Genomic DNA, 13081 nt, shown 5'->3' on the forward strand with positions numbered 1-13081 from the left:
TATCTGGAGACGATGTTCCGCGGCGTGCCGCTTACCCTCGAAGAGGTCGAGAGCATCGTGCCCCTGGGCGACGACGCGCTCATCGTCGCCGCGCGCTGTAACATGGGCGCCTTCACGCCGCCGGATGAACAGCCGGTCCCGCCGTCAAAGGACCGGATGTCGCTGGTCCTGCACCGGACAAGCGCGGGGCTTCGGATCGCCCATGGCGCGAACGTGCAGATCAACCCGGCCGTTCAGCAGTTCGATCCGGCAAAGGGAAAACCGCCCGCCTGAGGGGTTCATAAAGCCGCTTCCCATCCCAAGCCCGCGACCAATCCGATGCGTTTCCAGTTACTTCTCATCCAGCAGCGTCAATCGACCTGACGTCCCTTCAAACCGCGCTATGATCCCGGCCGGTCTTTGAAAGCATCAGCGCACCAGCAAATTGCACTGTCTTGCACTTTGCACTCGTTTTCGGGGTGCAGTGCAATTTCGTCCGCCGGCGATTTCAGACGAAGTGCACAGATTGCACCCTGTTTTCGGCGTGGTCCGCCTAGGCAGCCAACCCGGCGAACACGCCGATCACGGTCACGATGGCCGTCCCCAACGCCCCCGACAGGCCTATGGCCGCGAACAGGATCAGGGCCTTGCCCACGCCCGGCAGGACGCCGCGATACCACCGTCCCCGTCCCATGCGCAGGAAGGCGGCGAAGCCCAGCACGGCCATCAGCAGACTGGCGATCAGGGCGGCCGGCCCCGTTCCGAACACGAACCAGGACAGCGGCAGCATCGGCACGGTCCAGGCGTTCAGATAGGCGAATGACGCCCGAAACCCCCGCCGCACGCCCAGGTCTTCCGCGTCCCACAGCCGAAACAGCGGCATCGCCGCCAGGGCATAAAGGGGCGCCATCACCGGTATGGTCAAGAACGACATCCACCCGTCGGCGTCCGCCATGAAGGCGTCGCGCGACTTGCCGGCCTGCGCCAACAGGGGGTTCAGCATCTCCGCCGGCATGCCCTCCAGATAGCCGCTCAACCCGCCCTTCAGAAAGACGATCAGCATGATGATCGCGTTCAGCGTCAGATACAGCTTCAGCGGCTTGGCGTAGCGCCCGCCCCCGGTCGGCCCCTCGATCATCCAGGCCTGCAGCACCAGGCGCGGCCGCACCAGAAGGTCGCGCGCCGTGCGCACCTCGGCCGCGCCGAAGCCCAGCGTATCCTCCGACAGGTCCCGGATCGCCTGTTTGCGCGTCGTCTCGCCGTCGGTCATCGGATTCTCCCCAGAGGGGATGCATACACCGCCCGGTTGACCGTGCAAGGCGAGGATCAGAACCGCTTGGTCAGGCCGACACTGAACACCCGCCCGCGTGGATCGGCTACGACCGGATCGTAACCCAGGGCGAACTGCGCCAGCGGCGGCGCCTTGTCGGCGACATTGACCACTCCGACCGCCAGATCGAGATCGGCGCCGAGGGTGCGGCTGTAGAGCAGATCGACCGTCGTCTGGCTGGCGATGCTGGCGTCCGTGATCCCGCTACGGTCGTTGGCGTAGCCGTCGGTATAGTGGACCAGGGCCGTCACGGCGTGCGCGCGCCCGCTCCAGCCCACGGCGAACTCGCCGCGATTGCGCGACAAGGACCGGCCGATGTTGTTCAGATTGGTCGATCCCACGCCAGACACCTGGGCCGCCGAGGCGTTCAGCCGGATGTCGTAGGCGTCCACATAGGTCCAGGTCGCAGCGGCCGAGGCCTCCCCGCCCCACAGGCCGTGGCGATAGCGGGCCGACAGGTCGATCCCTTGCGTCTCGATGGATGAGGCGTTGATGAAATACAGCTGGACGAAGGTCAGGGCGCCGCTGGGCGAGCGGGTGATGCGGCCCTGCGCCTCCGTGCCGCTCAGCCCCCCGGCCGTATCCGCCGCCGCCTGATCGATGATGGCCTGCGCCGATTCCTTGACCACCTGGTCCGTATAGTCGAACCGCCAGGCGTCCAGGCCCAGCTCCAGCCCTTCTATCGGCTTCCATAGCGCGCCCAGGCTGAGATTCTCGGACTTCTCGGGCTTAAGGTCGGCCCGACCCGAGGTCAGGGTGTTGACGAAGACGAAGGCGCCCCGGTCGAACACCGACGGCTGCGACGCCTGGGCGCCGGACTGGGCGTAGACCGACGGCGCGCGGAACCCCTGCCCCCAGGACGCGCGCAGGGCCAGGGCGTCGGTGACGTCCCAGCGGATGGCCACCTTGGGGCTGAACCGGCCCTTGTCGCCGTCATAGGATTCGTAGCGGCCGGCCAGTTGCGCCTCGATCCGTTCGCCCAGATGGAGGCGCGCCTCGGCGAAGGCGGCCAGAGCTTCCTGATCGCCCTCGAAGTCGGGCGACACGCCCGCCGTCAGCAGGTCGCCCGCATTGACCAGATCGCTCCAGTCGTGGCGGAAGGCGCTGCGGCGATACTGGGCGCCGACCGCGACATCGACCGATCCGCCGTTCCAGGCGAAGGCCTCGCCGCTGGTCGAGGCGTCCGCCGTTGTCAGGGTCGAGGCGCCGCGCAGGCCGGTCGAACCGATCAAACTGTCGATCAACGCTGCGCTGTTCGCCGTGCCGGTCCCCAGATAGGCGCTGCCAAACGGATTGAAATACTGACAGGCCCCAAAGCCGGGTGCCCCGGTCGCCGGGTTGCAGCCCGCTCCGCCCAGGCCGTTCAGGGCGTTCTGCAGGGCGCTGCCGATGGTGTCGGGCTTGTCGTAGGCGACGTGCTGACGGCTGCTGGTCGCGCTCAAGTTCCAGCTCCAGCCGTTGGAAAACCGCCCGTCCAGGCCACCGGCGATGCGCCAGGTGCGATAGTCGAACTCGGCCTGCGACGCCCCTGCCTCCGCGCCCAGCAGACGCCCCCGGAACAGCACCGCTTCGCCGAACGGATTGTCGGGATGCGACGCCGGAACCGTCAGCGACTGCGCCAGGATCGGCAGCGACGGCGACTGGCGCGCGATGGTGTTCGTCGCCGACCAGGCCGCTTGCAGCGACAGGGTCATGTCGCCCACCGGCCGACGATAGTCGGCGAACGCTTGCGTCCGCGTCTCCTCCGGAGTCAGGTCGAAGAAGTCGGAATAGTCCAGCCGGCAGAACGCATCCGTCGGCGCGTTCAGATAGGCGCTGGCGAAGGCCGGATTGCCGCACGCCGGATCCGGCGAGAACCCGTTGCGGCTGGGCCGGAAATAGGAACCCGGCTGGCCGTAGCTGGTCACGGCGGTCCAGGCCGCGCGGCCATAGCGTTCGGCCTGGGTGAAGTCTCGCTCGTCCGATCCCAGGGCCGACCGATGGAAATGCGAGACCGCCAGCGTCAGGTCGCCGCCCAGCAGTTTCAGCCCGCCAATGGCCTCGATCACGCTCTCTTCCGACCCGTCGGCGACGGCGTATTTGGCGCTGATCTCGGGCCGGGCGACATCGCGACGCGTGATGAAGTTGACCACGCCCGCCACCGCGTCCGAGCCATAGACGGCCGAGGAGCCGTCCTTGACCACCTCGACCCTTTGCAGAGCGATCATCGGCACGAGCGAGTTGATATCGACGAAGCCCGAACCGTCCGTCGCGACCATGGCGCTGTTGGTCCAGCGCTGACCATCGACCAGCACCAGTGTCGAACCGAGACCCAGATTGCGTAGGTTGAACTGGGCCGTGCCAGAGCTCTGCGGCTGGTTCAGTTGATCCACCTGGGCTTCCGAGCCCGAGTTGGCGGTGACCAGGCGGACCAGTTGCGACGCGTCTGCGATCCCGGCAGCGGTGATCGCCTGGCGTTCCACCGTCTCGACCGGCGCGATCCGGTCCCCGCCCGCAATCCGCGAGCCAGTGACGACGATGTCCTCGACCTGTGACGCGTCCTGCGCCTGGACGACCGAGGCCGCCAGCCACGCGACCGAAGCCGTCGCCATCAGAAATTTGCGCTGCGTCATCTCATGCTCCCCGCGATCAGTGGCGGGCTTCTAGCCAGCGTCAAGGCTTTGCGAAAGAGCAATTTTGCAGTTTTGCAAATTCGATTTCGACTGAGACGTCTCGCGCCATTGATCCCGCGATGTAACCGGTTACGGTGCAGCAAAACAGAAACGGCCCAACGAAGGGTCCAAGGAAAGCAGGAAGCATGGCGAACGTCCGTCTGGTCGACGTGAAGAAGGCGTTCGGCGCCGTCGAGGTGCTGAAGGGCGTCGATCTGGAGATCGCCGACGGCGAGTTCATCGTCTTCGTCGGCCCCTCGGGCTGCGGCAAGTCCACCCTGCTGCGCACTATCGCCGGGCTGGAAGAGGCGACGACGGGCCAGGTCTCCATCGGCGACCGCGTGGTCAACGACCTGTCGCCGTCGGACCGGGGCATCGCCATGGTGTTCCAGTCCTATGCGCTTTACCCGCACATGACGGCCTATGAGAACATGGCTTTCGGCCTGAAGCTGGCCAAGACGGAAAAGGGCGAGATCGACCGCCGCGTCCGCGCCGCCGCCGAGGCGCTCAGCATCACCGATTATCTTGATCGCAAGCCCAAGGCCATGTCGGGCGGCCAGCGCCAGCGCGTCGCCATCGGCCGCGCCATCGTGCGCGAACCCGAGGTCTTCCTGTTCGACGAACCCCTGTCCAACCTGGACGCCGCCCTGCGGGTGCGGATGCGCTACGAGTTCGCGCGGCTGCATGCCGAACTGAAGACCACCATGATCTACGTCACCCACGACCAGGTCGAGGCCATGACCCTGGCCGACCGGATCGTGGTGCTGAACGGCGGGCGGATCGAACAGGTCGGGGCGCCGATGGATCTGTACGACCACCCCGCCAACCTGTTCGTCGCCGGCTTCATCGGCAGCCCCAAGATGAACCTGCTGGCCGCTGAAATCGTCGAGGCTTCGGCGACGGGTGCGACGCTGAAGACATCCGCTGGCGAGACGATCCACGTCTCCGTGGACGCCGCGACCGCCAAGGCCGGCGACGCCGTGACCCTGGGCGTCCGCCCCGAACACCTGAGCACGACCGGCGACGGCGACGCAGTGAAAGCCGAGGTCATGTTCGTGGAAACCCTGGGCGCCACGACCATGGCGCACCTGACACATCCGGCGTCGCAAGACACGCTGACGGTTCAGTTGGCAGGCGAACTCAGGGCCAAAGCCGGCGAGGGATTGACGCTTCACGTCCCCGGCCGACAGGCGCATCTGTTCGCCGCGAGCGGCAAGGCGTTTACCCGACTCTGACCACCCTCTCCCATAGGGAGAGGGCTTGAGCACACGGCGGCGCTAGCCGTCGTCCTTGTGCGAAAGGGTGAGGGGTTACGTTGTGCGACGCGATTGACACCGTAACCCCTCATCCGGCCCTGCGGGCCACCTTCTCCCAATGGGAGAAGGGAGATCGATAGTCAGCGCAACTCCACCCGCCGCGCCCCTGCCGGAATGACCAGTTCGTCGCCCGTCCACGTCGCCGCGCGGCCGTCGATCCGCACCCGTTCCGGCCGCTCCTGCCCCGCCGGCCATTGCAGGACGAACCCGCCCGGCGGCGTCGCTCCGTCGCCCAGGGTCAGCACATACCCCTGCCGTTCCTTGCGGTAGCCATAGGTCAACGGCCCATAGGCGGTGCGCAAATCCCGCACCCCGACGCCCTCGGCCGTATCCAGCCAGGCCTCCGGCACGCCCGCCGCCAGCACCAGGGCGTGGTCGCGGTCCCGTTCGTAGGCGAACAGGTCCAGCGCCGAGCGGATATAGTCGGAGCTGATCCAGGCGTGCGGCATGTCGCCGATGAAGCGGGGCTCGCGCTTGTCGCGCCCCACGACTTCGGCCCAGCCGTTCCAGGCCTCGGGCCGGCGGTCGGCCATCAGGAAGTCCAGCACCTCCAGGGCCCGATCCTTCTGACCAAGTCGCACATAGGCGCCGACCAGCCGCCATTCGTAGGGGGTATAGTCCTTCCACGCCGTGCGATTGGTCAGCCGGTTTTGGAAGTTTTCCCAATAACGGTCGAAGGTTCGCGCCATCAACTCGGGCGGAAGATTATCCTGCTCGCCCGCCGGCGACAGGGCGATGGTGGTCGAGGTGGCGTCGAAATCGCCCCGGTCGGCGGCGCCGGCGATCCAGTCGATCCCATGATGCTGCGCCGTCGCCGTGATCGACGCGCGGATATCGGCGGCGAACTGGTCGCGCGCCTGGGCGTAGCGAGCGGCGGCGTCTGCATCGCCCAAGGTCTGCGCGATGAAGACCGCGTCCTTGTAGCCCAGCAGGCCCCAGAAATCGTCCCAGTAGGAATAGGCCGCCTTGTCCGAATACCCCTCGTGGCTGATCGTCGGCGGCAGCAGACCGTACAGATGCCGCTGGTCCGGCGCCTGGAACGCCACCGTCCGGGTCGAGGCGCGAAGGTCGTCCATATAGGCGATGGCCTTCTGCACCTGGGGCCAGACCTGACGCAGCAGAGCCTCGTCGCGGGTGTAGCGATAGGTCTCGGCGGCCAGGAAGACGAACTCGCCATGGCTGTCGTTCTCGGGCACGGGGTCGGCGCCCCTCGCATCGACGCAGCACGGCACCTTGCCGTTCTCGAACACATAGGGGGCGTACCAGCGCAGATAGTCGGCGGAATGCTCGGCCATGCCCAGTCGGTTCAGCCCCTCGGCCATCATCGCCCCGTCGCGGATCCAGGAGCGGTTGTAGCTGCGGGTGCCGGGCTGAAGAATCGGCCCCTGACGCGACATCAGCATATGGGCCAGCGAAGACTTCAACGCGTCCTCGATCCGCTGGGCGGCGGGCGGCAGGGTCAGTTCGACCCGGTCCAGCTTCTCGCGCCATTCGGCGGCCAGCCGTGTCTCGACCGTATCCAGAACCGCGGCCGCCTGCCCCACCGGCTCGGGCGCCAGATCCTCGCCGGACAATTGCGACACCCAACCGACCGTGCGCGTCTCGCCCGGTTGCAAGGTCAGATCATAGGTCAAGGCGCCGGCAGCCAGGCCGGTCGCGTCCATCGTCGTCAGGGCTTCGACGGCCGGTCGCCGCGCGGACGGCAGGATCAGGGACTGAGGATCGCTGCCTGCATCGAAAGTCGCGAGCGCGACCTGATCCGGCGTCGCCAGCGGCTGCACCCGAACCGGGTCGTTCAACGCCAGTTCGGCGCCGTCCCAAGCGATTTTCTCGACCGGGCTGACGCCGCCGGGGATGGCCAGGAACTGGCGTGGCGCATTCACCTGCATCGGCCGGGCGGCAAGGGCCAGGGTCAGGGTGCGCGGTCGGGTGGAGGTGTTGGTCAGGTCGTAACGCCCCCACAGCTGCGCCTGATCGGCCTGACCGTCGGCGAAGCTGGTGATCTTCAGCGTCCAGTCATCGGCGGTCCAGGTCACCGACGGGATCGGCAGGTCGTCGTCCTTCAGCCCCTGTTCGATACTGACGTCGGCCCAGGTGATCAGACGCCCGTTGTCGACGATAAAGGGCTCGATGCTGGGTCCGGCTCGCCGCAATTCGATGGCGCCGTCCTCGCCGATCAGGCCGCTCTCCCCGCCCCCATCGACCCCGACCAGGGTCCAGTAGGATTGCTCGCCGGAGAACCCACGCGGATAGAGGCCACGCCGGTTCTCCTTGGCCACCGCCTCTAGGAACACCGTGGCGTCGGCGCCGAAGGCCAGGGGTTCGACCTCGATCTCGTTCAGCGCATAGGTCGCCGCCTGGGTCGCGCCCAGCCGCTGGCCAGCGCCGGACGAACCGACCACGTCCGGCGTCGGAACGGGCTTCAACGGCTCCAGCTTCAGCCAGCGCGCCGTCGCCTCGGGCGTGCGCAACCAGTCGACGCCGCCATTGCCGCCCTGGACCGTGGCCAGTTCGCGCCAGTCCCGCCCATCGGTCGACGCCGAGACCCGATAGTCCGCCGCCGCACCCCGCTCGCCCCAGCGCAGGGTCAGCCCCCCGAACTCGCGCTCATACCCCAGGTCCAGCGTCAGGGCCGAGGCCTGGCCCACCGGCGGGGTCCAGGCGGTCTTGGGATCCAGATCGACGGCGTTAGCGGCGGTCGTCTCAGACCGTCCATCGCTGGCAACCGGCTGGGGCGGCACCGGGGGATCGACCGGCAGGGCGCGCAGGGTCAGTTGGTCGATCTCGATCGCCCCCTTGCCGCCTTCGGCCGCGACCACGACGAACTCGACGCGCTCGGCGCGACGCAGGATCGTCTCGGGACTGGGCCCCCAGGCCTTGGAGACCTGACGACGTTTGATCACGAACCGGCTCCAGCCGTCGGGGAAGTCGTAACGCGCCGTCTGCTTCCACCAGACATTGTCCGCAGAGGCGTCCGTCAACTTGACCTCGAAGGTGTTGGTCGGCCCGGCGCCGCGCACCCAGAAACTGATCTCGTAGTTGTCGGGCAGGTCGAACGGCAGCGGCCGGCTGAGCACCGCATAACCGGCCTTGCCGTCGAAGTCGTAGTCGAGCCGCACCGCCCGCCCGTCATGTCCCGCGACGGCGGAGACGGCGGCGTGAACGTCGGTCGAGGCGCTGGCCTCCCACCGCGCCGCGTCGTCCATGCTGTCGAGCACGCGCGCCTCCTGCGCGACGGCAGGCGCGGCGAAGGCGAGGGTCAGGACCGAGGCGGCGGCCAGCAGGAGGTTACGCATACGAACTCGCAGTTCTGGTCAGCCCTTCACGCTGCCCGCGAGCATGCCGCGGATGTAGTAGCGTTGCAGGGCGAGGAAGAGGATCAGCACGGGCGCGACCGTGACGACGGCGCCGGCCATCATCAGTTCGATGTCCTGCACATGTTCGCGCGACAGGGCGGCCAGCGCGACCGGCAATGTGTAGTTCGACTGATCCGTCAGGATGATCAGCGGCCACAGGAAGTCGTTCCAGCTGCCCAGGAAGACGAACAGACCCAGGGTGACGATGATCGGTTGCAGCGTCGGCAGGACGATGCGGCGGAAGATCTGGCCCTCGCTGGCGCCGTCGATCCGGGCGGCCTCCAGCATCTCGTCGGGAATGCTCAGCGCATACTGGCGCACCAAAAACAGGCCGAAGATCGAGGCCAGCCAGGGCACCAGCGCCCCGGCATAGGTGTTCACCAGCCCCATCCCCTTCAGCATCAGGAACAGCGGCAGGGTGCCGATCTGGGCCGGCACCACCAGGGCGGCGACCAGGAACTGGAACAGCCGCTCGCGCCCGGCGAACTTCAGCTTTGCGAAGGCGTAGCCGGCCGGGACGGTGAAGCTGAGCGCCAGGATGGTCGCCAGTGTCGCCAAGGCGAAGCTGTTCCAAAGATACCGCCCCATGCCCTGGTTCAGGAAAAGGTCGCGGTAATGCTCCAGCGTCCAATGTGACGGCAGCAGCGGCGGCGGGAAGACGGCCGCCTCGCCGGTCGCCATGAAGCTGACTGACACCATCCAGACCAGCGGGAACAGAACGACCAGCGCGATGAGGGCGACGGCAAGGTTCAGCAGGATGGCGCGGATTTTCATTGATACGCCCCTACGCGCTTCGCCACCGCCAACTGGACCAGGGTGATGGCCAGGATGCACAGGAACAGGACGAAGGCCACGGCGCTGGCCGAGCCCAAGTTCCACCATTTGAAGCCCTCTTCATACATGAAGTAGAGCACCGTCACCGTGCTCTGGGCCGGCCCCCCTTGGGTCATCACATAGGGTTCGGCGAACAGCTGGAAGAAGCTGGCGACCGAGATGATCGAGACCAGCAGCATGGTGGGCGCAATGGCCGGCAGGGTGACATGGCGGAACTGTTTCCACGGCCCGGCGCCGTCGATGCGGGCGGCCTCGTACAGGTCGTCCGGCACGGTCTGCAGCACGGCCAGGAAGATCAGCATATTATAGCCGAAGATCTTCCAGACCACGAACATCAGGATGGCGGGGATCGAGGTCGACGGGTCGCCCAGCCAATCCACGGCGGGCAGGCCGATGCTTTCCAGGCCCCAGTTGATGACGCCGTAGCGGGTGTGCAGCAGATAGCGCCACACCACGGCCGTCGCGACCAGGGTGGTGACATAGGGGGCGAAGAACATGACCCGCCAGATCGGCCGCCACTTCACCACCCGCGCATTCAGGATCACCGCCGCCGCCAGGGAGGCCGCAATGGACAGGGGCACGCCCAGGACCGCGAAGGTCAGGGTGTTCTTCATCGCTCCCCAGAACAGCGGATTGGTCATCAGCCGCTCGTAGTTTTGCAGGCCGACGAAACGCAGATTATCGAGGTTCGCCAAGGCGTAGATGTCGAAGTCAGTCAGGCTGAGCAGCAGGGCCGCGATCACCGGAAGGGCGAAGAACAGACCGATGGCGATCATCGCCGGGGCGACGAAGGCCCAGGCCGCGCGCTCTCTCGCCGCGCGTCCCCGCGACGGCTTCACGCGGGCCAATGTCGGATCAACGACGGTCATACGGCCCTGCCCTGTTCGATCATCCAGCGGCGCTTCTCCAGCAGCCGGTCGGCGCGGCGGTCGATCTCTGCGGCGGCGGTTTCGGGCGTGTATTCGCCACGCACCATCCGTTCGGCGACGATCTGCATCTCCGTCACGATCCGCTCCCATTCCGGCACCTTGGGCACGGCCTTGGCCCGTTCCAGCTGGCCCCGGAAGGGCGCCAGCATCGGGTCACGCTCGACCTGGGCGATGTCCCAGGCGCTCTGGCGCGCCGGCAGGTCGCCGACGATGGTGTTGAACCGGGCCTGGACCGCCGGTTCTGACAGATAGCGGACCAGGGCCCAGGCCGCGTCCTGATGCGGCGAGGACTTGAACACCGCCAGGCTGGACCCGCCGGGCGCCGAGGCCCCCAGGCCGTTCGGTCCCGGCACGCCCGCCGTGGCCCAGTTCGGCTGAAACGACGCCGGCAGACGGCTGCGGAAATCACCCACGCTCCACGGGCCGGAGAAATAGAAGCTGAAATAGCCGCGCGCGAACTCGGTCCAGACGTTCGAGATCTGCGCCGAAGACGCCAGGGGGGCCAGCCCTTCTGCGAACAGGCTGCGATAGAAGGCCAGGGCAGCGATGAAGCCGGGGCTGGAGAAGTTGCCCCGCGTGTCGCGGTCGCGCAGCAGCGGCTCGTCGATCTGAAGCCCGAACGTAAGCAGTTGCTCGAACTCGTTCAGCGGCAGCAGGATGGCGTAGTTGTCGCCGCCCGCCGCCCGCTTGACCCCGTGCATGGCCCGCTTCCATTCGGCCCAGTCCTGCGGCGGTGCGTCGAAGCCCCCGCGGGCCAGCAGATCCTTGCGATAGAACAGCAGCCGGGTGTCCACATACCAGGGGGTGGTCATGGCCAAGCCGGCGATCTGGTTGGTCTCCAGCACCGCCGGGAACTGGTCGGTCAGCAGGTCGGCGGCTTCGGGCGGGGTCGGCGACAGGGCGCCGATGGCGCTCAGCTCCGCGACCCAGGTATTGCCGATCTGGCTGACGTCCGGCAGCGAGGCGCCCGCATAGGCGGTCAGCAGCTTCTCGTGCGCGGCGGTCCACGGCAGGGGCTGGACCGAGACCCGGACGCCGGGATTGCGCCGCTCGAACTCGGGCATCAGCTCGCCGACGGTCCCGCCCTCGTTGCCCATGGCCCAGAAGCGCAGCACGGTCTCGCCGTCACGGCGCGGGGTGCAGGCCGCAGCCGCCCCTCCCGCCATCAGGGCCAGCGCGGCGCGCCTGTGGGCAGTCTGCATCATGCGTTCAGCCATCCGCCGGTGAAGCCCGCCATCTCCAGCGCCTTACGAATATGCGGCTCGCCGCGCATGTAACGCCAGATGAAGTCGGAGCGATGGTTCTCGGTCATGCCGACGATGGGCCCTTGATCGATGCCCAGGTAGTCGTCGGCGACCCAGCCCACCCCGTCCAAGATCTTGCCGTGCTGCAAGGAGCCGTCGCGCTGGGTCAGGGTCGGATTGAAGCTGTCGAGGAAGCCCCACTCGGTATAGATCCCCGGTCCGAACCGGCTCTTCATCGCCTTGATGCAGGGCACGACGATCTCGGGCGCGAAGGCGATGGAGCTTGCCGCCGCCGTGGGGGCGATGGTGCCATCGTCGCGGTCGCCGGGGCCGCGCGCCGAATAGCTGAAGAACTCGCGCTCGACGCCGTTGATCGTCTGTTTGAAATCGCCCGGCCCGTCGCAAGCCGTCAGCCCCCAGGTCTCGGACGAATAGCCTGCCCACTGGCCCGGATTGTCGTGGCCATATTTCTGCTGGGCGTAGACCGCGCGGCGGCTGTTTTCGAAATAGTCCAGATATTCGCCCAACTGGGCCGTCTGCCCCCGCATCCAGGCATCCTGGATGCCGCGGAAGTCGATATACATGTGGCTGTACTGGTGGCCGAAGATCGGCGCGAAATTCAGGTGCCAGCTGCCCCACTGATCGGTCCAGCTCTCATCATAGCTGGCGGCCCATTCGTGCCAGACATTGACCGAAACCGGATGGGTCGGGCTGCCGATGGCCAGCAACAGCACCAGCATGCCCTCGTTGTAGACGTGCCAGTCGGACGGGATGAAGCCGCTCTCCGGATGCCAGCCCATGGTGATCCGGTTGTCGCGCACGACGGCCCAATCCCACTCGACCCGCTCGTACAGGGCCTGGACCCGGCTGCGGATCTCGACCTCGTCGGGATGGTCGCGGTCGAAATAGCGGGCGGCGAACAGCATGCCCGCGATCAGCAGGGCCGTATCGACGGTCGACAGCTCATTGGTCCGGTAGCGATTACCGGTCTCCATATCGAGGAAATGATAGAAGAAGCCCTTGTGCCCCGCCGTGCCGGTCGGCTCCGGTCCCTGGGGCAGGCTGTGGAAATAGCGGACGGTGATCAGGGTACGCTCTCGCGCCTCGTCGCGGCTCATCCAGCGGCGCTCGACCCCGATGGGCCAGCAGGTCAGGGCGAACCCGACCGCCGCGATGGAGGAGAAGGACGGACTGGGCCAGCGATCCGGCGTCAGACCTGTGCGCCGATCCGTGACCTTTTCGAACCAGCGGAAGGTGCGTTCCTGAAGCTCGCTGATCTCGCGGTCCAGCCGCAGCGGCCGCCGCTGCGTGCCGTTCACCGCGCCTGTCCCCTGCTGAGCCGCTGCTGCTTCCAGCGCCACCGCCCCCACCGGAACCCCGACCGCCAAGGCGGCCGCTCCAGCCGTCGTTCGCATCAGAAAGTTTCGGCGGTTCATGGGCAC

General features: G+C 67.1%; 9 protein-coding genes. 2 read left to right on the forward strand and 7 right to left on the reverse strand.

The features are described 5' to 3' along the window. The first annotated feature begins 12 nt into the window (after positions 1-12). Positions 13-273, forward strand: a complete 261-nt coding sequence (locus tag EGY25_RS00470; protein WP_135193102.1) for a hypothetical protein — start codon at positions 13-15, stop codon at positions 271-273. Between the two features lie 259 nt (positions 274-532). Here the strand turns inward: EGY25_RS00470 and EGY25_RS00475 are convergent, their stop codons facing one another. Together EGY25_RS00475 and EGY25_RS00480 are read right to left on the reverse strand one after the other, a co-directional pair. After that, entirely contained in the window at positions 533-1249 is a 717-nt protein-coding gene (locus tag EGY25_RS00475; protein ID WP_135193103.1) for a hypothetical protein, read from the reverse strand. A 56-nt stretch (positions 1250-1305) separates the two neighbouring features. Next, positions 1306-3921: a TonB-dependent receptor domain-containing protein gene (locus EGY25_RS00480; RefSeq protein WP_135193104.1), complete on the reverse strand. Its 2616-nt coding sequence runs from the start codon at positions 3919-3921 to the stop codon at positions 1306-1308. Between the two features lie 185 nt (positions 3922-4106). Between EGY25_RS00480 and EGY25_RS00485 the strand changes: the two genes are divergently transcribed. After that, positions 4107-5195, forward strand: a complete 1089-nt coding sequence (locus EGY25_RS00485) for an ABC transporter ATP-binding protein (RefSeq protein ID WP_135193105.1) — start codon at positions 4107-4109, stop codon at positions 5193-5195. Positions 5196-5356: 161 nt separating this feature from the next. Here the strand turns inward: EGY25_RS00485 and EGY25_RS00490 are convergent, their stop codons facing one another. The 5 genes from EGY25_RS00490 to EGY25_RS00510 are packed head-to-tail and all read right to left on the reverse strand — an operon-like array spanning position 5357 to position 13075. Next, positions 5357-8572: a discoidin domain-containing protein gene (locus EGY25_RS00490; RefSeq protein ID WP_135193106.1), complete on the reverse strand. Its 3216-nt coding sequence runs from the start codon at positions 8570-8572 to the stop codon at positions 5357-5359. Positions 8573-8590: 18 nt separating this feature from the next. Next, positions 8591-9406, reverse strand: coding sequence for a carbohydrate ABC transporter permease (locus EGY25_RS00495; protein WP_135193107.1), 816 nt, complete (start codon positions 9404-9406; stop codon positions 8591-8593). Next, positions 9403-10335 carry a carbohydrate ABC transporter permease gene (locus tag EGY25_RS00500; RefSeq protein ID WP_245159281.1) on the reverse strand — a complete coding sequence of 311 codons (933 nt, stop codon included), beginning with the start codon at positions 10333-10335 and terminating at the stop codon, positions 9403-9405. The genes EGY25_RS00495 and EGY25_RS00500 overlap by 4 nt, the downstream gene beginning before the upstream one ends. Beyond that, positions 10332-11600, reverse strand: coding sequence for a sugar ABC transporter substrate-binding protein (locus EGY25_RS00505; RefSeq protein ID WP_209307916.1), 1269 nt, complete (start codon positions 11598-11600; stop codon positions 10332-10334). Before EGY25_RS00505 ends, EGY25_RS00500 begins: the two co-directional genes overlap by 4 nt. After that, positions 11597-13075: a glucoamylase family protein gene (locus EGY25_RS00510; RefSeq protein WP_135193108.1), complete on the reverse strand. Its 1479-nt coding sequence runs from the start codon at positions 13073-13075 to the stop codon at positions 11597-11599. Before EGY25_RS00510 ends, EGY25_RS00505 begins: the two co-directional genes overlap by 4 nt. Positions 13076-13081: the final 6 nt, after the last annotated feature.

This window comes from Brevundimonas intermedia (assembly GCF_004614235.1).
Lineage (GTDB): Bacteria > Pseudomonadota > Alphaproteobacteria > Caulobacterales > Caulobacteraceae > Brevundimonas > Brevundimonas intermedia_A.

Coding starts and splice junctions, on each gene's coding strand:
- EGY25_RS00470 (WP_135193102.1), top strand. CDS start 13: ATGTTCCGCGGCGTGCCGCTTACCCTCGAAGAGGTCGAGAGCATCGTG.
- EGY25_RS00475 (WP_135193103.1), bottom strand. CDS start 1,249: ATGACCGACGGCGAGACGACGCGCAAACAGGCGATCCGGGACCTGTCG.
- EGY25_RS00480 (WP_135193104.1), bottom strand. CDS start 3,921: ATGACGCAGCGCAAATTTCTGATGGCGACGGCTTCGGTCGCGTGGCTG.
- EGY25_RS00485 (WP_135193105.1), top strand. CDS start 4,107: ATGGCGAACGTCCGTCTGGTCGACGTGAAGAAGGCGTTCGGCGCCGTC.
- EGY25_RS00490 (WP_135193106.1), bottom strand. CDS start 8,572: ATGCGTAACCTCCTGCTGGCCGCCGCCTCGGTCCTGACCCTCGCCTTC.
- EGY25_RS00495 (WP_135193107.1), bottom strand. CDS start 9,406: ATGAAAATCCGCGCCATCCTGCTGAACCTTGCCGTCGCCCTCATCGCG.
- EGY25_RS00500 (WP_245159281.1), bottom strand. CDS start 10,335: ATGACCGTCGTTGATCCGACATTGGCCCGCGTGAAGCCGTCGCGGGGA.
- EGY25_RS00505 (WP_209307916.1), bottom strand. CDS start 11,600: ATGATGCAGACTGCCCACAGGCGCGCCGCGCTGGCCCTGATGGCGGGA.
- EGY25_RS00510 (WP_135193108.1), bottom strand. CDS start 13,075: ATGAACCGCCGAAACTTTCTGATGCGAACGACGGCTGGAGCGGCCGCC.